17 protein-coding genes are annotated in these 17,695 nt (G+C 70.0%); 9 read left to right on the top strand and 8 right to left on the bottom strand.

Annotated elements, in window-relative coordinates; translation table 11 throughout:
- Positions 1-95 precede the first annotated feature (95 nt).
- Genes R4823_RS03830 through R4823_RS03820 form a run of 3 tightly spaced genes read right to left on the bottom strand, consistent with a single transcriptional unit; the run spans position 96 to position 3,152 of the window.
- On the bottom strand, positions 96-1,301 hold the full coding sequence (locus tag R4823_RS03830; RefSeq protein ID WP_087837542.1) for an MFS transporter: 1,206 nt from the start codon (positions 1,299-1,301) through the stop codon (positions 96-98).
- Positions 1,302-1,344: 43 nt separating this feature from the next.
- Positions 1,345-2,370 (bottom strand): nitronate monooxygenase, encoded by a 1,026-nt coding sequence (locus R4823_RS03825; protein WP_087837541.1) that lies wholly within the window; start codon positions 2,368-2,370, stop codon positions 1,345-1,347.
- Complete coding sequence (locus R4823_RS03820) at positions 2,367-3,152, bottom strand: IclR family transcriptional regulator (RefSeq protein WP_087837540.1); 786 nt, start codon at positions 3,150-3,152, stop codon at positions 2,367-2,369. Before R4823_RS03820 ends, R4823_RS03825 begins: the two co-directional genes overlap by 4 nt.
- A 95-nt stretch (positions 3,153-3,247) precedes the next feature.
- Between R4823_RS03820 and R4823_RS03815 the strand changes: the two genes are divergently transcribed.
- The 7 genes from R4823_RS03815 to R4823_RS03785 are packed head-to-tail and all read left to right on the top strand — an operon-like array spanning position 3,248 to position 11,154.
- Entirely contained in the window at positions 3,248-4,504 is a 1,257-nt protein-coding gene (locus tag R4823_RS03815; RefSeq protein WP_087837539.1) for an iron-containing alcohol dehydrogenase, read from the top strand.
- Between the two features lie 4 nt (positions 4,505-4,508).
- A complete protein-coding gene (locus R4823_RS03810; protein ID WP_087837538.1) occupies positions 4,509-5,975 on the top strand; it encodes an aldehyde dehydrogenase family protein in 1,467 nt (488 codons plus the stop codon).
- A gap of 49 nt (positions 5,976-6,024) precedes the next feature.
- Complete coding sequence (locus R4823_RS03805; protein ID WP_087837537.1) at positions 6,025-6,987, top strand: tripartite tricarboxylate transporter substrate binding protein; 963 nt, start codon at positions 6,025-6,027, stop codon at positions 6,985-6,987.
- Between the two features lie 43 nt (positions 6,988-7,030).
- Entirely contained in the window at positions 7,031-7,777 is a 747-nt protein-coding gene (gene fabG / locus R4823_RS03800; RefSeq protein ID WP_087837536.1) for a 3-oxoacyl-ACP reductase FabG, read from the top strand.
- Between the two features lie 7 nt (positions 7,778-7,784).
- The gene (locus tag R4823_RS03795) at positions 7,785-8,270 is read left to right on the top strand and encodes a MaoC/PaaZ C-terminal domain-containing protein (RefSeq protein ID WP_338617509.1); all 486 of its coding nucleotides are present in this window, start codon (positions 7,785-7,787) and stop codon (positions 8,268-8,270) included.
- Positions 8,267-10,384, top strand: a complete 2,118-nt coding sequence (locus R4823_RS03790) for an acetate--CoA ligase family protein (RefSeq protein WP_279819579.1) — start codon at positions 8,267-8,269, stop codon at positions 10,382-10,384. Before R4823_RS03795 ends, R4823_RS03790 begins: the two co-directional genes overlap by 4 nt.
- Positions 10,385-10,398: 14 nt before the next feature.
- Positions 10,399-11,154, top strand: a complete 756-nt coding sequence (locus tag R4823_RS03785) for a citryl-CoA lyase (RefSeq protein ID WP_338617505.1) — start codon at positions 10,399-10,401, stop codon at positions 11,152-11,154.
- 6 nt (positions 11,155-11,160) lie between these two features.
- On the opposite strand, the gene R4823_RS03780 is transcribed toward R4823_RS03785, so the two are convergent.
- Positions 11,161-12,735: an EAL domain-containing protein gene (locus R4823_RS03780; protein ID WP_338617502.1), complete on the bottom strand. Its 1,575-nt coding sequence runs from the start codon at positions 12,733-12,735 to the stop codon at positions 11,161-11,163.
- Positions 12,736-12,795: 60 nt separating this feature from the next.
- Entirely contained in the window at positions 12,796-14,283 is a 1,488-nt protein-coding gene (locus R4823_RS03775; protein WP_087837531.1) for an AMP nucleosidase, read from the bottom strand.
- 100 nt (positions 14,284-14,383) lie between these two features.
- Here R4823_RS03775 and crcB point away from each other — a divergent pair, with 100 nt between their 5' ends.
- A complete protein-coding gene (crcB, locus tag R4823_RS03770; RefSeq protein ID WP_132979078.1) occupies positions 14,384-14,767 on the top strand; it encodes a fluoride efflux transporter CrcB in 384 nt (127 codons plus the stop codon).
- Positions 14,768-14,786: 19 nt separating this feature from the next.
- Positions 14,787-14,999, top strand: a complete 213-nt coding sequence (locus R4823_RS03765) for a hypothetical protein (protein WP_087837529.1) — start codon at positions 14,787-14,789, stop codon at positions 14,997-14,999.
- 56 nt (positions 15,000-15,055) lie between these two features.
- Here R4823_RS03765 and R4823_RS03760 read toward each other — a convergent pair whose 3' ends face one another.
- From R4823_RS03760 to R4823_RS03750, 3 genes are all read right to left on the bottom strand, one after another.
- Positions 15,056-15,454 (bottom strand): VOC family protein, encoded by a 399-nt coding sequence (locus R4823_RS03760; RefSeq protein WP_087837528.1) that lies wholly within the window; start codon positions 15,452-15,454, stop codon positions 15,056-15,058.
- A gap of 19 nt (positions 15,455-15,473) precedes the next feature.
- Positions 15,474-15,986: a single-stranded DNA-binding protein gene (gene ssb, locus R4823_RS03755; protein WP_087837527.1), complete on the bottom strand. Its 513-nt coding sequence runs from the start codon at positions 15,984-15,986 to the stop codon at positions 15,474-15,476.
- Positions 15,987-16,146: 160 nt separating this feature from the next.
- A complete protein-coding gene (locus tag R4823_RS03750) occupies positions 16,147-17,361 on the bottom strand; it encodes an MFS transporter (RefSeq protein WP_338617497.1) in 1,215 nt (404 codons plus the stop codon).
- Between the last annotated feature and the right edge of the window lie 334 nt (positions 17,362-17,695).

The raw sequence follows: 17,695 nt of genomic DNA, 5'->3' as shown, positions 1-17,695 counted from the left end.
GAACCTTGCTCGAAGCGCAGTCCATTCTACCGGTCATGGCGGGCGGGAGTCGATGCTCCAGCGTGCGAATCCTCCCTCTGATCGGCGCTTTCCCTTCAGGTCTTGCGCCAGTACAGCAGCGTCAAGAAACCGATGCACGCAGCCAGTACCACGGCCATGGTGCCGAACGCCCCGGTCACCGTGAAGGCCTCCGAGAACGACCCCACGAGCAGATAGCCGAAAGGCATGGTGCCGTTGTAGGCCATGCCGTAGAGGCCGACCAGGGCGCCGCGGACGGACTCCGGGCAGCGCCGCTGGATGGTCGCGTTGGTGGAGGTGGCCGAGAAGCTCAGGCAGAAGCCCAGCAGCACGAAGGCGGCTCCACTGACGACGCTGCTCCAGCTCGTGGACAACAGGGCCAGCGCCGCGCACGCGATCCAGGGGGCGAACCGCAGCAGACTGGCGGTGCGCGACGCGATGGACGAGGACAGGACGACCGCGGCGGCCAGCGCCCCCATGCCCGCGCAGGCGAAGAACACGCCGGTGTAGCGGGCGGCGTCGTGGAAGACCCGGTCCGCCAGCAGCGGCACGAGCGTCTGGTAGCTGCCTGCCAGCAGGCCCATGCAGGCCAGGATGGACAGGTACTTGGCGGTGAAGCGGTCGTCCAGCACGTAGACCAGTGCATTGCGCAGCCCTCCCCGGTCGTGCGAGGGCGATGCCGCCGCCGTCGCGCGGCGCGGCATCGATCGCACGCACCAGGCCATGAACACCAGCGCGGCGGCATAGGTCAGGAAGGCCGCCGCCTGGCCGAACGTGGGATAGATGATGGCGGCCATGCTCGGCCCGACCATGCGCCCCACGTTGTAGACCATGGTGTTCATGGCGATGGCGTTGGGCAGCAGCGCCGGATCCTCCAGGCCGGTCAGCAGCAGGACCTGGCGCGATGGGGTCTCGATCGCGTTCAGCACGCCGGCGCACAGCGCCAGGGCCAGGATGATGGGCAAGGTCAGCCAGTGCAGCATCGACAGCACCGCGAGCACGCAGGCGACGGTCATCGAGGAATAGAGCACGCTCAGCGTAGACCGGCGCGCGTTGCCCGCGTTGACCCGCGCCCCCGCCAGCGGCGCGATCACCAGCTGCGGTCCGTACAGCAGGAAATTGAGCAGGGCGAGCACGGCGGCCGAGCCCGACAGATGGTAGACGACCAGGTTGAGCGTCACGTTCTGGGTCCAGCTGCCCAGCACCGACACCCCCTGCCCCATCAGGTAGCGCCGCATCGTGGGTTCGGACAATGCGGGAAATACGCGTTCGAGCTGCAGCATGGGAGGGGCGGCGTGAGTGGGCGGGACGTCCCAGGATGTTAGCTCACGGCGCTTCGCCCCCGCCCGCCAGCCTGCCGGCGCCCAGCAGGGCTTCCCGGCACTGCAGCATGAGCGCCTGCAGCGTCTGCGCGAAGGGCTCGACCACCCGCGAGAAGCCGGCGGCCGGCCCCAGCGACAGCATGCCTTCCTCGTGCAGGCCCTGGGCATAGGCGTAGTCACGTGCGCGATGGCCGCGTATCCATTCGCCGAAGGCTTCGTAGCTGCGGGCCCCTTCGTTTTCCAACCGCGCCACGCGGCGCGCGTTTTCGTTGTCCAGGACGCGCCAGGTATCGCCCAACGTGGACAGCACGGTGCGCGAGCAGTGTTCGTCCGCCTCGACCACGCGCTGCTTGTAGGCCGGATGCGCCGGTGTCTCTGCCGCCGTGGTGAAGCGGCTGCCCATGACCACGCCCGCCGCCCCCATGGCCAGCGCGGCGGCGATCTGCCTGCCGTGGCCGATGCCTCCTCCCAGCGCGAGCGGGATCGACAGGCGGTCCAGCGCGAAGGCGCCGTTGACGAAGGTCGGCAACGGGTTGGAGCCGGGATGCCCGCCTTCTTCCATGCCAACCAGGGTGACCGCGTCGACCCCCATGCGTTCGGCCGCGACGGCGTGGCGGATGTGGGCGCATTTGTGCACGACCACGGCGCCCGCCTCGCGCAGCGCGGGCAGCAGCGGGGAAGGCGGCAGGCCGGCGGTCTCGAAATGGCGCACGCCTTCGTCCAGGGCGACGCGCAGCATGTCGGACACGATGTCGTTGGCGCCCTGGCGCCGCGACAGCGTGAGATTCACGCCATAGGCCTTGCCCGCCGTCAGCGCGCGGCATTTCTGGAGTTGTTCCCGGAAGGCGCCGACGTCGGCCGAGGAGCGGGACGTGATGAAGCCCATGGCTCCCGCATTGACGGCCGCGGCCACCAGCGAGGCGTCCGACAGCCACATCATCCCGCCCAGCAGCACGGGATAGCGGATGCCGAAGAGGCGAGTGATGGGCGTATCGATGGCCGGAGCCTGGGCAGCGGATGCGGAGTTCATGCGTAGCGCCTGCCGAGCAGGAAGATGGGTTGCAGTTCGGCCGCGAGCTTGACCAGCGCGGGCCCGATTTCGTCCAGGATGGCTTCCACCGGCAGGGCCGACGCCGGGCCGCCGCAACTGATGGCATAGCGGTCGTTGCCCTGTACCACGATGGCGGTGGCGACGGTGTTGACGTGATGCTGCGGCCGGCAATGGATGACGAAACCGCGCTCGTCGTACAGGTCCACGGCGTCCTGGAACGCCTGCAGGGCCTCGGGCCCGGGCGCGCCCGCCTCGGCCAGCGCCAGGTCTCGTTCGCCGCCGGCTCCCGAGGCCAGGTAGGCCCAGCCGATCGCGCTGCGGTACAGGGGGATGCGCGACCCCACCCGCAGGTTCATCAGCAGCGGCGAGTCGCCCTGGCAGCGCGCCAGGTACACGATGCTGTCGCCGTCCCGCCGCCCCAGCGCGACGGCCGCCTGGTAGCGATCGGCCAATTCCTGCATGCGCGGCCGCGCGATGTCCAGCGACTCCTGGCCTGCCAGCGCGGCGCCCCCCAGCGCCACGGCCGCGGGCCCCAGGCGCAGCTTGTCCGCGCCGGACTCCATGACCAGGTAGCCGAGTTTCTGCAAGGTATGGGCGAGCCGCCACACCGTGGGTTGGGGCAACCCGGTGCGGGCGGCGATCTCGGTCGTGCCGAGCTGGCGGTGTTCCGCGTCGAAGCAGCGCAGGATCTCCAGCCCGCGTGCCAGCGCCACGACGAACTGGCGGTCTTCGGGTTCGGAGCGAGCGGGAGCGTCGGCCATGCAGCCTCCAGGGATTGACGGACGGAAAGCTTGGACGTTAATCTGAATCCGTTTAGCGAATTACTAATTCGCTGTGCAAATTATAAAGGAGACGCATGTCAAACGCAAGTGCGCCCGCCATTGGCGATGCCGCCGTGCTTGCCGATCTGGAGCGAGTCGTCCTGTGGCCCGGGCATTGCGGCCATGGCCAGGCGGCGTGGCCCTTCGCGGCCCAGGTCCTGCGCCGCGCGCGGCGCGTGGCGGTCATCGCCGACCCGCGGGTCTGGCCGCTGGCATCACCGGCGCTGCAACGCGCGGCGGACCGGGCCGGCTGCCGCATCGCCGCCGTGTACGACGGCGTGCGCCCCAATCCGTCGCTGGACGAGGTCCGCGCCGCGGCGGCCGCGATCCGCGCGGACCGGTGCGACGCGCTGGTAGCGATCGGCGGCGGCAGCGCGATCGACACCGCCAAGGTGGCCTACGCCACCGTGTTCGGCGGCCAGGCCGACCCCGCCGACCTGCTGGCCCCCGGCAATGCCTGGATGGCTGGCGCCCCGCAGGCCGACGACCCGCTCTTCCTGGCCGTGCCCACCACCGCCGGCACCGGCAGCGAAAGCAGCACCGCCGCGCTCGTCAAGGACGAGCACGGCCGCAAACTGATGTTCCGCAGCGCGCGCAGCCGTCCGGGAGCCGTGGTCCTGGCCCCGGAACTGACGCTGGGGCTGCCGCGCGCGGCCACGGCCGCCGGCGGCTTCGACGCGCTGCTGCATGCCATGGGGGCCCTGGTCAACGACTGCGACGCTCCGGTGGGCGCGGCCCTGGCCGCCGAATCCCTGGTCCGGGCGCTTCATGCCTATCCGCGCGTCCTGGCCACGCCCGACGATGCCGACGCGCGTGCCGCCATGCTGATGGCCAGCTACCTGGCCGGCGTCGCGATAGGAATGAAGCGCGTGGATGCCGTGCATGGATTGTGCACGCCGCTCGAAGGCCGGGTGGACATGGCCCATGCCGAAGTCCTGGCCGCCATCTTCGATCCCATCGCGGACCACACCGCCCGGAAAGCCGCCGCCAGCTACGCCCGTGCGGCGCGCCGTTGCGGCCTGGCCGGCCCCGATGAAGACGACGCGCAGGCCGCCGGCCGCCTGCTGGACGCGATACGCCGCATGCGCGCCCTGGGCGGGCTGCCCGACCGCCTGCCGCCGCTGGCGCTGACACGCGACGACGCCCTGGCGCTGGCCGACCAGGCCCTGCTCAGCCCATCGACCCGGCTCAACCCGCGCGCCCTCGACCGCGACGACATCGCCGGCCTCTACCTGGACATCGCCGCGCGCAGCCAAGCCGCCCCATCCACCGTCATCCTTCCCGCCCCGTAGCGACATGAACCCCATCGACGACCAACCCTATCGCATGCTGATCGACGGCCGCTGGCAGGCCGGCGGCGAAGGCGCCCTGTTCCCCACCTACGATCCCGCCACGGGCGACGTCCTGGCACAGGTCCACGCCGCCACCGCGCGCGACGTGGACACGGCGGTCCGCGCGGCACGCCGCGCCTACGACGAACACTGGCGCGATACGACGCCGCGCGAACGGGCCCGGCTGCTGCGCCGGCTTGCGGCGCTGTTCGAGCGCGAAGTGGAGAAGCTCGCCTGGATCGAGACCCGCAACGTCGGCAAGCCCATCACCCATTCGCGCGAATCGCTGTCCGCCATGCCGGCCTCGCTGGACTATTTCGCCGGCATCATCCCGGCGGTACGAGGCGACACCATTCCCATGCTCAACCACGCCAGCGTGTTGAATTTCACGCTGCGCGAGCCGCTGGGCGTGTGCGCGCTGGTCATGCCATGGAACTACCCCATGACGCTGACGCTGCACAAGCTGGCGCCGGCGCTGGCGGCGGGCAACACGGTGGTGATCAAGCCCTCGGAGATCACGCCGCTCTCTACCCTGGCGCTGGCGGCGCTGTTCGCCGAGGCAGGCTTTCCGGATGGCGTGGTGAACGTCGTCAACGGCTCCGGCGCCAGCGTGGGCGAAGCGCTGGTGCGGCATCCGGGCGTCGCGCGCGTCTCGTTCACCGGAGACACCGCCACCGGCGCCGCGATCCAGGCCGCGGCCGCCGCCGACGTCAAGCGCGTCACGCTGGAGCTGGGCGGCAAGTCGCCGCTGATCGTGTTCGACGACGCCGCGCTGGATGCGGCGGTGGACGTGGCGGTGGGCGACATCGTCAAGAATTCGGGCCAGGTCTGCATCGCCTGCACGCGGCTGCTGGTGCAGGACGGCATCCGCGAAGCCTTCCAGGCAAGACTGGAAACCCGCCTGGCCGCGATCCGGATGGGCGATCCGGCCGACCCGCAGACCCAGATGGGGCCGCTGGTCAGCCGCGCCCAGGCCGAACGCGTGCGTGCCTACCTCGACATCGCCCGGCAGGAAGGCGCCACGCCACGGTCCTACCCGGATCCGGCCAGCCGCCCGGAGACGGCGCGCGGCTTCTACGTCCCGCCCACGCTGCTGACCACGGCCGACAACGGCATGAGAACGTCGCAGGAAGAGATCTTCGGTCCCGTCCAGTCGCTGATCGGCTTCAAGGACGAGGCGCAGGCGCTGCGCATCGCCAACGACACGCGCTATGGACTGGCCGCGGTCGTGTTCACCCGCGACGGTGGGCGCGCCCTGCGCATGGCCCGGCGCCTGGAATCCGGCAGCGTGGCCGTCAATACCGGCGTGAGGACGTCGGTGGACGCGCCCTTCGGCGGCTACAAGCACTCGGGCATCGGCAAGGAGCGGGGGCTGGAGGCCATCCTGGAGAACACCCAGCTCAAGAACGTGAAATACGACACCTCGCTATGAGGGCTGCCCGCGGCGCCCCACCCTTTCACCCCAGTACAAGGAGACAGGCATGACCACTTTCCACCGGCCCCTGCTGCTCGGCGCCGCACTGGCCGCCGCCGCGCCCGCCATGGCCGACTATCCCGCCAAGCCCGTGCGGGTCGTGATCGGCTTCGCCCCCGGCGGCGCCTCGGACATCGCGTTCCGCATGGTGCAGGACGAACTGTCCAAGCGGCTCGGCCAGCCCGTGGTGCCGGAATACAAGCCCGGCGCGAACGGCAACATCGCCAACGACACGGTGGCCGCCGCCGCGCCCGACGGCTACACCGTGCTGTGGGCCAACGTCGGCCCGCTGGCGGTCAACCAGTACCTGTACGCCGGCAACAAGCTCGATCCGGCCAAGGCCTTCGCGCCGGTAACTCAGCTGACCGATTCGCCGCTGGTGGTGGTGGTTCCCAAGGACTCGCCCTACAAGACCATGGGCGACCTGATCGCCGCGGCCAGGAAAGGAACGCCGCTGGCCTACGGGTCCGCGGGCAACGGCAGCTCCATGCACATCGCCGGCGCCTCGCTCGCCCTCGCGCTGGGCGGATCCATGACTCACGTACCTTACAAGGGCAGCGGCCCCGCCATCCAGGACCTGTTGGCCGGCCGGCTGGATTTCATGGCCGACAGTCGCTCGACCACCAATCCGCACATCAAGAGCGGCACGCTGCGCGCGCTTGCCCTGACCGGTCCCAAGCGCGTGGAAGACCTGCCGGACGTGCCCACCGTGGCCGAGGCCGGCGTGCCGGGCTTCTCCGTCACCACCTGGCAGGCGGTGGTCGTTCCGGCCGGAACGCCGCGCCCCGTCATCGACAAGCTGGCCTCCGCCTTGCGCGACACGCTCAAGGACCCGGTCGTGCGCGAACGCTTCGCCTCCATCAATACGCCGCTGGTCGGCAGCACTCCCGACGAGTTCGCCGTGTTCCTGGACAAGGAACGCAAGGCCGCCAAGGAATTGATCGAACGGGCCAGGATCCGTATCGACTGAACCTGCCCGACCCCGACTCTTTACAACACTTGCGACAGGAATCATGGATCTAGGAATCAAGGACCGCACCGCATTCATCACCGGCGGCGCCGGCACGCTGGGGCTGGCGGTGGCTCAGCGCCTCGCCCGGGAACAGGCCCGGATCGTCATCTGCGACGCCAACGAAGAAGCCATTGCCCGTGCCGTGGGCATCCTGGAGGGCGAAGGCGCCCATGTGCTGGGGTGCCGTGCCGATGTCACCTCGCGCGACGAGGTCGGCGCGGCCGTGGCCCGGGCGCAGGAACGCTTCGGCGGCGTGGACATCCTGGTCAACAACGCCGGCTTCGCCCGCGATGCCTACCTGACCCGGATGAAGGAAGAAGACTGGCAGGCCGTGCTGGACGTCACGCTGCAAGGCGCCTTCCACTGTTCGCGCGCCGTGCTGCCCGGCATGATGCAGAACAGGTTCGGGCGCATCGTCAACATCGCCTCCCGCGCGCATCGCGGCAACCCGGGCCAGACCAATTACTCGGCGGCCAAGGCCGGCCTGATCGGCTTCACCCGTTCTCTGGCCCTGGAGTCGGGCAAGTTCGGGATCACGGCCAACGCCGTGGCCCCCGGCGTGATCTCCACGCCCCGGATGCGCCAGCGCGCCGACTACGAGACGCTGACCGAACGGGCCAGGCAGAACACGCCGGTCGCGCGCCTGGGCGACCCGGAGGACGTGGCGGCCACCGTCGCCTTCCTGGCCTCGACGCTGGCGGGCTTCATCACCGGCGAGACGGTGCACGTCACCGGCGGCCGTTCCTGAGGCCGGCATGGACATCGAACGCTACCTGCAAGAGGCGCTCTACTACGACGACCTCGAACCCGGCGCGCAATGGCTCAGCCCGCGCCGCACGGTCACCGAGGCGGACGTGGTCAATTTCGCCGGCCTGTCCGGCGACTACAACGCGCTGCACACCGACGCCGTCCACGCGGCGCAGCACCCCTTCGGCCAACGTGCCGCGCACGGCCTGCTGACGCTGGCGATTGCCTCGGGCCTGACGACACGCATGCCGGTCTACCGGCTGATGGACCCATCGCGGCTGGCGCTGACCGAACTGTCGTGCCGCTGGCGCAAGCCGGTGTTCATCGGCGACACGATCCAGGTCGCCCTGTCGGTGGGCGAGAAGCGGTTGTCCGGCAGGCGTCCCGGCACGGGCAAGGTCACGCTCGAGCGCACCGTGCTGAACCAGCATGGGGAGGTCGTCATGGAAAGCGCCTGGATCACCCTGATGAAACTTCGCGAGGCGCAGGCATGACGGCATCCGCAACGACGACGGCCGGCATTTCCTTCGCCGACCTCGACCGGCTCATGAAGCCGCGCTCGATCATGATCGTCGGCGCCTCGTCCACGCCCGGTTCCCTGGGCCACACGACGGTGGAGAATGTGCTGGAGCACTCCGACTTCCAGGGCGACGTCCATCTGGTCAACCCCCGCGGCGGCGAGCTCAAGGGACATGTGCTCCATCCCGACATCGACAGCGTCCCCGCCGGCCCCATCGACGTGGCGCTGCTGCTGGTGCCCGCCGAGGCCGTCCTGGACGCGCTGCGCCGCTGCGCCGCGCGCGGCGTGGGCACGGCCGTGGTCTTTACCGGCGGCTTCGGCGAGGTCGGCGACGACGGCAAGGCGGCCGAACGGGCCATGCGCGACCTGGCGCGCGACACGGGCATGCGCATCTACGGCCCCAACTGCGCGGGTCTGACCTCGCTGGCACCGCGCCTGGGCCTGACGTTCTCGACCGAGTTCCGCAACGACGGCCACGGCGGCCCGCTGGCGCTGGTCACGCAGGGCGGCGGGCTGGGACGATCGCTGATGCAGGGCAGCGACCGCGGCGTGCGCTTCGGCCGCTGGTTCTCCACCGGCAACGAAGTGGACCTGGACAGCGCCGACTTCATCGCGTGGCTGGCGCGGCAGGACGACGTGCGGGCGATCTGCGTGGTCATGGAGGGCATCAAGGACGGCGTCCGCTTCCTGGCCGCCATCCAGGCCGCCCACCGGGCGGGCAAGCCGGTCGCGGTGCTCAAGGTCGGCCGGTCGAGCTTCGGCGCCCAGGCCGCGCAATCGCACACGGCGTCACTGGCGGGCGAGGACGCGGTCAACGAGGCCGTGTTCGCCCAGTACGGCGTCATCCGCGTCGACGACCTGGATGAGATGCTGGACGTCGCCAGCCTGCTGGCACGAGCGGGCGGGCGCCCGTTCCGGCGCATCTGCGTGTACTCGTCGTCGGGCGGCGCGGGCGTGCTGGCGGCCGACATGATCAGCGCCGCGGGCCTGGAGATGGCGGAACTGTCTGCCGCCACGATCCAGGAGATGGCGCGCCATGCTCCGTCCTATGCCGCGCTGGCCAATCCCGTCGACCTGACCACCAAGGCCCTGACCGATACCGCGCTGGCCCGCCGCTGCCTGGTGCCGTTGTTCGCCGATCCCGGCATCGACGCGGTCATCTATCCGATCACGTCCAACTACGCCGCCACCACCGAAACCTCGGTGCGCAACCTGATGGACATCGCCCGCGAAGCGCCCATCCCGTTCGTCCCGGTCTGGATGAGCAGCCGGCGCGGCCCGGCCCACGACCTGCTCATCGAACAAGGTTTCGCGCCGCTCTACAGCCTGCGCAACGCCACGCGGGCCATGGCCCGATGCGACGCCTACGTGCGCGCGCCACGGGAGCGGCTGGCCGGCCTGCCGCTGGCCGCTCCCGCCACGCCGGCGGCGGCCGGACCGTGGAACGAGGCGCAGGCCAAGGCCCTTTTCGCCCGGCACGGCATTCGCGTTCCCCGGGAGGCCACGGCGGCCACCGCGCGCGAGGCGGCGCAGGCGGCTACCCGGATAGGCTTTCCGGTGGCGCTCAAGCTGGTCGCCGACGGTGTGCAGCACAAAAGCGATGTCGGCGGCGTCGTGCTGGGCGTGCGGGACGAGGCCGCCGCCGAACGCGCCTTCGCCTCCATCATGGACGCGGCGGCACGGCACGGCGTGGCCGCGTCCGCGATACGCGGCGTCATCGTCGCGGAGATGGTGCGCGGTGGCATCGAAACCCTGGTCGGCGTGCATCGCGACGCGGTGTTCGGCCCCATGCTGTCCTTCGGCGCGGGCGGCGTGGCGGTGGAAATCGTGGCCGACGTGGCACGGTGCCGCCTGCCCGCCGACCGCCCGGCCATCGAAGCCATGGTGGACCAGACCCGGGTGGCGCGGCTGCTGCCGGCCCACCGCGGCCGGCCCGCCTACGACCGGAATGCCCTGGTCGACGCGATAGAAAGAACCGCGGCGCTCTTCCTGTCGCTGGGCGACGGCGTGGAAGCGCTGGAGATCAACCCCCTGCTCGTGCTCGAACAGGGCCAGGGCGCCGTCGCATTGGACGGCGTCATTCACTGATGATGGAATCCCGGATGATACGCAGCGAAATCGGCGGCGGCGACGCCCACCGCATCACCGTGCGAGGCCATGACCTCGTGCACGACCTGTTCGACAAACGCGACTTCATCGACGTGATGTCGCTGGAGCTGCTCGGCAGGTTTCCCGACGACAGGCTCAAGCGCATGCTCAACCTGTTCCTGGTCAGCGCCACCGATCATGGCCTGACCCCCAGCGCCCTGTCGGCGCGCCTGACGCTGCATGGCGCGCCCGAGGCCATGCAGGGCGCGCTGGCCGCCGGCCTGCTGGGCGCCGGCAGCCGTTTCCTGGGCGTGATCGAATACAGCGCGCGCTTCCTGCGCGATGCGCTGCCCCGGCAGGAAAGCTGGACCGACGAACAATTGCGCGAAGCCGCCGAGCGCTGCGTGCGCGAGACGCGCGCGGCCAAGCGCAAGATACCCGGCGTGGGCCACCCCGTCCATGTGGACGGCGACCCGCGCTGCGAGAAGATGTTCGAGATCGCGCGCGACTGCGGCTACTACGGCGCCTACTGCCGCTTCGCGGTGGAACTGGCGGCCGCCGCCAGCCGGGCCACTGGCCGCAAGATTCCGCTCAACGCCACGGGCGCCAAGGGCGCGATCACGCTGGACATGGGGCTGACGCCGGAGCAGGGCAAGGCGCTGACGTTGATCGGCCGCACGGCGGGCCTGATGGCGCACATTCTGGAGGAACAGCGCACCCCCCTGGGCCAGCAGGTGTGGGACATGGCGGCGGACAAGCTGCAGGCCTGACCGCCTTCAGGGCTCCGCCGGCATCGGCCCGCCGCGGAGCTCATCCACCCAGGCGCGCAGGGCCTCGATGGGCATGGGCCGCGCATACAGGAAGCCTTGCGCGTAGTGCACGCCCTGGGCGGCAAGATAGTCGCGCTGCCCGTGCGTCTCCACGCCCTCGGCCGTCAGCTCCACCCCCAGCCGCGCGGCCAGCCCGATGATCATCTCCAGCACCGAGGCATTGACCGCGTCCGTGCCGATGGCCGCCACGAAGCCGCGGTCGATCTTCAGGTAATCGACCGGGAACCGCTCCAGGTAGGCCAGCGAGCTGTGGCCCGTGCCGAAATCGTCGATGGCCAGCTTCACGCCGCTGGCGCTGAGCACGCCCATGTTCCGGTAGACCTGCTCGATGGGAGGCAAGGGCTCGCGCTCGGTGATCTCCAGCACGAAATCCGCCGCCCCCGACCCGACCACCTTGCGCAGGCGGGCAACGTCGTCGACGATGCTCGGCTCCACCAGATGGCTGGCGGTGATGTTCAGGCCCACGCGGAATAGCGGCCCCATCGGACAGCGGCGCAGGTCGCGCCCCACCAGCTTGAACAGGTGCCGCGTCAGCGGAATCGCCAGGCCGCTGGACTCGGCCACGGCGAAGAACAGGTCCGGCCGCACCGCGCCCAGGCCCGGGCGGAACCAGCGCATCAGCGCCTCGGCACCCGCGCAGGACCCATCGCGCAGGTCGATGACCGGCTGGTAGTGGACCTCGAACTCGCCCCGCCGCATGCCGCGCCTGATGGCGGCCACCAGCGAGAACCGGTACTTCAGGAAGTGGTGGCACAGATAGCCCAGCAGCAGGGCAAGCAGCACGACGAAAGGCGCGTAGCTGCCCGCCAGCCGCTTCCGGTATTCGGCCAGCAGCGCGGCATCCGCCAGGAACCGCACCCGGAACGGATAGATCGTCGACACCACCTCCTGCACGGACGATGCGCCGGGCGGCGGGACGCCCGCGCGCCGGCCCGCCAGGCCTTGCCGGCCATCCAGCGACTCGATGCCGATCCGGTAGCGGCCGCTGCCGCCCACCGCGTCCAGGAGGTCCCGCAGATAGCGGCCGTCCACCGTGACGATGACGCCGTCCCCGGCCGCGTCCAGCCGGACCGCCATTACCGCGGGCCGGTCCGGGACCATGGGTGTGCCGGGAACGAAATGAAAGGACCGCCCCGGCGGCACTGCGCTGTCCGGCAGCAGTTGCGCCAGCGGCAGCGTGAAGGCGTCCGTGATCGAGGAACAATAGAGCACGCGGTGCCGCACCAGGACGATGGCGCGGAAGTAGGGCTGGAAGGCCGCATCGTGCAGGGTGGAGTCGGCCTCGGCGCAGGACTTGCCGGCCTGCGGCGCCATCTCCGCCGCCAGCCTGTCGGCCTCGGCGAAAATGGCATCGGCCTGGCGCATCACCACTTCGGCCGCGCCACGCGCGTCGTGGCGCGCCAGCAGGCCGGCCTGCATGTAGACGAAGGGCACCGCCACCGCGAGCGGCAAGGCGGCGGCGGCCGCCACCAGCAGCCACCTCAGCCACCACCGCTTGTCCTGCCGTTCCCCGGTCGTCACGCGCCCCCCTTGCACGTACCGATCATGGATCGCATCCTACCGTGCGGGCGGCACACCCCGCTACTGGAACGCGGTCTCCAGGAAGCTGCGCAACTTGCGCGAATGCAGCCGCTCGGGCGGCATCTTGCTCAGGATCTCCAGCGCCCGCAGCCCGATGTCCAGGTGCTGGCCCACCTGCCGGCGGTAGAACGCGCTGGCCATCCCCGGCAGCTTCAGCTCGCCGTGCAGGGGCTTGTCCGACACGCACAGCAAGGTGCCGTAGGGCACGCGGAAGCGAAAGCCATTGGCCGCGATGGTGGCCGACTCCATGTCCAGCGCGATGGCGCGCGACTGCGAGAAACGCTGCACCGGCTCCAGGTGCTCGCGCAGTTCCCAGTTGCGATTGTCTATGGTCGCCACCGTGCCGGTGCGCATGATGCGCTTGAGCTCCCAGCCCGACAGCCCGGCCACCTCTTCCACCGCCTGCTCCAGCGCCACCTGCACCTCGGCCAGCGGGGGAATCGGCACCCAGGTCGGCAGGTCCGCGTCCAGCACGTGGTCGTCGCGCACGTAGCCGTGTGCCAGCACGTAGTCGCCCAGCCGCTGCGAGGCCCGCAGCCCGGCGCAATGCCCCAGCATCAGCCAGGCATGCGGACGCAGCACGGCGATGTGGTCGGTGATGGTCTTGGCGTTGGACGGCCCCACGCCGATGTTGACCAGGGTGATGCCCGAATGCCCCTCGCGCACCAGGTGATAGGCGGGCATCTGCGGCAGCCGCGACATCGGCGCCGCCGGGTCCGGCAGCGGGTCGCCCGCGCGGGTGACGCGATTGCCCGGCTCGACCAGCGCGTCGTAGTGCCCCTGTGCCACCAGCGTGCGCGCGCGCAGGCAGAACTCGTCCACGTAGAACTGATAGTTGGTGAACAGCACGAAATTCTGGAAGTGCGAAGGCGCGGTGGCGGTGTAGTGCTGCAGGCGATGCAGCGAGTAGTCGATGCGCGGCGCCGTGAACGGGGCCAGCGGCTGCGGCCCGTCCGGCGGATGGCGGTGGGTGCCGTTGACGATGGCGTCGTCGGTGACCGCGAGGTCGGGCGTGTCGAACAGGTCCCGCAGGGGCCGCTTGAGCGCCTCGATGTCCTCGCCCTCGACATAGATGCCGTCGGGAAACGCGAAGTGCAGGGCGATGGGCACGTCGGATTCGCCGATCTCGACCGCGACGCCATGGTTCGCCATCAATTGCCGCAGCTGCTCGGTCAGGTAGGAGCGGAACAGCCTGGGTTTGGTGACGGTGGTCTGGTAGACGCCGGGCTCGGCCACGTGCCCATACGACAGGCGCGAATCCACCTCGTCGTAGGTGTCCACGCTGATCCGGATGAACGGATAGCAGGCGCGGAACCGCCCGGGCGAGGATGCCTGCGTGGCGACCACCTCGCGGAAGCTGTCGCACAGGAAGGCGGTATTGCGCGCGTAGATGTCGATCAGGCGCTGGACGGCGGCGTCGGGATCGCGGAAGGACTCGGTGGGCCAGGGGGCGGGATGGCGAAGGAGGACACTGGCGGGCGGGGTCATGATCGGAGTTGGAGAAGGTCCTGATATAGCTTAGCCTACCGCGGCCTGGCCGGTCCCGCGGCCTCGTACTACACTAGCCCGCCTTCGCAAGGAGTCCGTCATGCTGCTCGCGGTAATCGCGATCGCCGTCGGCGCCGCCGTCGGGGCGCTGCTGCGCTGGGTCCTGGGGCTGGGCCTGAACGCCCTGCTGCCCGCCATGCCACCTGGCACCCTGGCCGCCAACCTCATCGGCGCCTACATCATCGGCCTGGCCGTGGCCTATTTCGCCGGCAACCCGGCCCTGCCGCCGCATTGGCGGCTGCTGATCATCACCGGCTTCTGCGGCGGCCTGACCACCTTTTCCACCTTCTCGGCCGAACTGGTTGCCCTGATCCAGCAGCAGCGGCTGGGCTGGGTGGCCGCGACCATCCTGGTCCACGTGGGCGGTTCCGTCGCGATGACCTTGCTCGGCATCGCCACCTACGCCGGGTTGCGGCAGTCCTGACCCTGCAAGGAGACGCATCGTGAACGGTTTCCAACTGACTTTCTTCACCCGGCAGGACCGGCGCCACGGCGGCCAGCCCCTGGCCCACTGGCTGCTGGCCTTCGCCCAGGCCCAGGGCGCCCTGGGCGGCACCCTGCTGGACGCCCTGGCGAAAGAACCCATCGACCTGTTCTACGTGAAGCAGCCGGTGGAGTTCGGGCGGGTGGGCGCTCGGGCGCCGGCGGCGGGCTGAAACGCCAGGATCGGTTGCAACAAAAAACCCCGCCGGGTCGGGCGGGGTTCGGCTCGTCAGGCCGCCGTGCTGATGACGGCCTCGATGCGGTTGCCTTCCGGATCGATCACGAACGCCGCGTAGTAATCCGGGCCGTAGCGAGGCCGCAGCCCCGGAGCGCCATTGTCGACGGCCCCATGGCGCAGGGCCGCCTCGTGGAAACGGTCGACGGCATCCCGGCTTGGCGCGGAAAAAGCGAGGTGAAAGCCGGGCCCGGGTACGGCCCCGCCTTTCGGGCATTGCTTGAGCGCGAACTTGTCGCCCCCTCCGGGAAGGCCGTATCCGACGGCCTGCCTGTCGGGCTCGCCGTCGAAATCCGTCCAGACACGCTCGTACCCCAGAGGCCTGAGCACCGCATCATAAAAATCGGCGGCGGCACGCAGGTCGGCCACGCCGAAAGAAAGGTGATGGAGCATCGACGGGATGGCGCGCCCGTCAGAACGGGATGTCGTCGTCCATGTCGGCGAAGTTCGGCGCCGAGCTCGACTGCGAGGCCGGACGCTGGCCGCCGCCACCGCTGGCCGGACGGTTGGACGGGCGCTGGGCCGGCGCGGAGTCACCATAGCCGCCGCCACCGCCGTAGCCGCCTTCGCCACCGCCGCCACCGCCTTCACGGCCGCCCAGCATCTGCATCTGGTCGGCGACGATCTCGGTCGTGTACTTGTCGGCGCCGGTGTCCTTGTCCTGCCACTTGCGGGTCTTCAGGCGGCCTTCGACATACACCGAACGGCCCTTCTTCAGGTATTCGCCGGCGATCTCGGCCAGGCGGTTGTAGAACACCACGCGGTGCCACTCGGTTTCCTCGCGGCGTTCGCCCGAGTTCTTGTCCTTCCATTGGGACGTGGTGGCGATGGACACGTTGCAGATCGCTGCGCCGTCGGGCGTGTAGCGAACTTCGGGGTCGCGGCCCAGGTTGCCGACCAGGATGACTTTGTTGACGGATGCCATTACCACACTCCTATTGACTGTATTCACCGGCCCGCGGCGAGGCGGGTGGATTGTAGCCACCCCCGCCCGGCGCGGCCACGGGCCACAAGAAAAAAAACATCATTGGTTGAAAATGCGCCGACCGCAATACGGTCTCGTGCGTAAATGGGACAGGAAGGGCTCAGGACGCGGGATGGGACACCCGCTCCGGCCGAGCGGTCCGCCTGGCGGGCAGGGGCTTCATCCCCCAGGCCGCCAGCAGCCATATTACCGCCAGCCCCGCCGCCGCCTGGAATACCGCCGCGGACCCCAGGTGGGAGACCAGCCAGCCGCCCAGCGCCCCGCCGGCGAAGAGCCCGATGGCCTGGCTCGTATTATAGAAACCCAGGGCCAGCCCCTTCAGCGACGGCGGCGCCACGCGGGATACCAGCGAAGGCTGCATGGCCTCGAGGATGTTGAAGACGGAGAAGAAGGCGATCATGGCGCCCACCAGCCATCCATAGTGGTCCTGGGCCCACGGCAGGAACATGCACACCAGCACCAGCCCGGCGATCGCGCCCAGCAGGGTCTTGCGGTGGGTGGCGTAGCGTTCGGTGACGCCGATCACCGGCACCATGACGACGAACGAGGCCAGCACCACCGGCAGGTAGACCTTCCACAGGGTGGCCGTGTCCAGGCCGCCGGTGTGCACCAGCGCGGCGGGTACCACCACGAACAGGGCCACCTGGATCAGGTGCAGGGTGAAGACGCCCAGGTTCAGTCGCAGCAGGTCGGGGTGCGACAGCACGCTGGACATGGATGCGGGTTCGCCCCGCAGCGCGGGCGGCGCGGCCGGAACCACCCAGGCGGCCACGCCCAGTGCGGCCACGCCCAGCGCGGCGATGGTCCAGAACAGGCCGGTCAGCCCGCCCCAGCCCACCAGCACGGGAGCCAGCACCAGCGACACCGCGAAGGTCAGGCCGATCGAGGCGCCTATCATGGCCATGGCCTTGGTCCGCACCTCGTCGCGCGTGGCATCGGCCAGCCACGCCGTCACCGCCGCCGAAATCGCGCCCGAGCCCTGGATGGCCCGCCCGATCGTGATCCAGAACAGGTCGTCGGTCGTGGCGCAGACCACGCTGCCGGCGACGAACAGCACCAGTCCCATCACCACCACCGGCCGCCGGCCCCAGCGGTCCGAGGCCAGCCCGAACGGGATCTGCATGAACGCCTGGGTCAGCCCATACATGCCCAGCGCCAATCCCACCCGCGCCGGATCGTTCCCCCCCGGCAAGGCCTTCGCCGCCACCGCGAACACCGGCAGCAGCAGGAACAACCCCAGCATCCGGCACATGAACAGCGCCGCCAGCGACAAGCTGGCGCGGCGCTCGAAAGGGGTCATCCGAAATGAAGTCATTGGGCCCCCCCGTACGCGCTGACGCGCGCCCCCCAGGGGGCGATGCCTGCGGACTGGCGGAGCCAGATCCGCGGCATCCTGAGTCGTGTAACCGTGTTTCGCAACGCGGGCCTTTGCCCGAAGGACAGTGACCGGCCGGCGGAACCGAACCCGCAATCCTCTGAATCCAATACGAGTCTCTTTGTCATGTCACCCATCGCGAACGCCGGCAGCCAGCGGCAGCACCAGCGCCACATCCCAAGAAAGCCCCACTAGACCAGGGCACGGGGGATCCGGCTCCGCCGGTCCCCCCGCCGCCCGCCCCCTGGGGGGCGCGCGTCAGCGCGTACGGGGG

Source organism: Pigmentiphaga sp. CHJ604, assembly GCF_036972535.1.
Taxonomy (GTDB): Bacteria; Pseudomonadota; Gammaproteobacteria; order Burkholderiales; family Burkholderiaceae_B; genus Pigmentiphaga; species Pigmentiphaga daeguensis.
The sequence above is the reverse complement of the archived record's forward strand: the minus strand, read 5'-3'. Positions and strand labels throughout refer to the sequence as shown.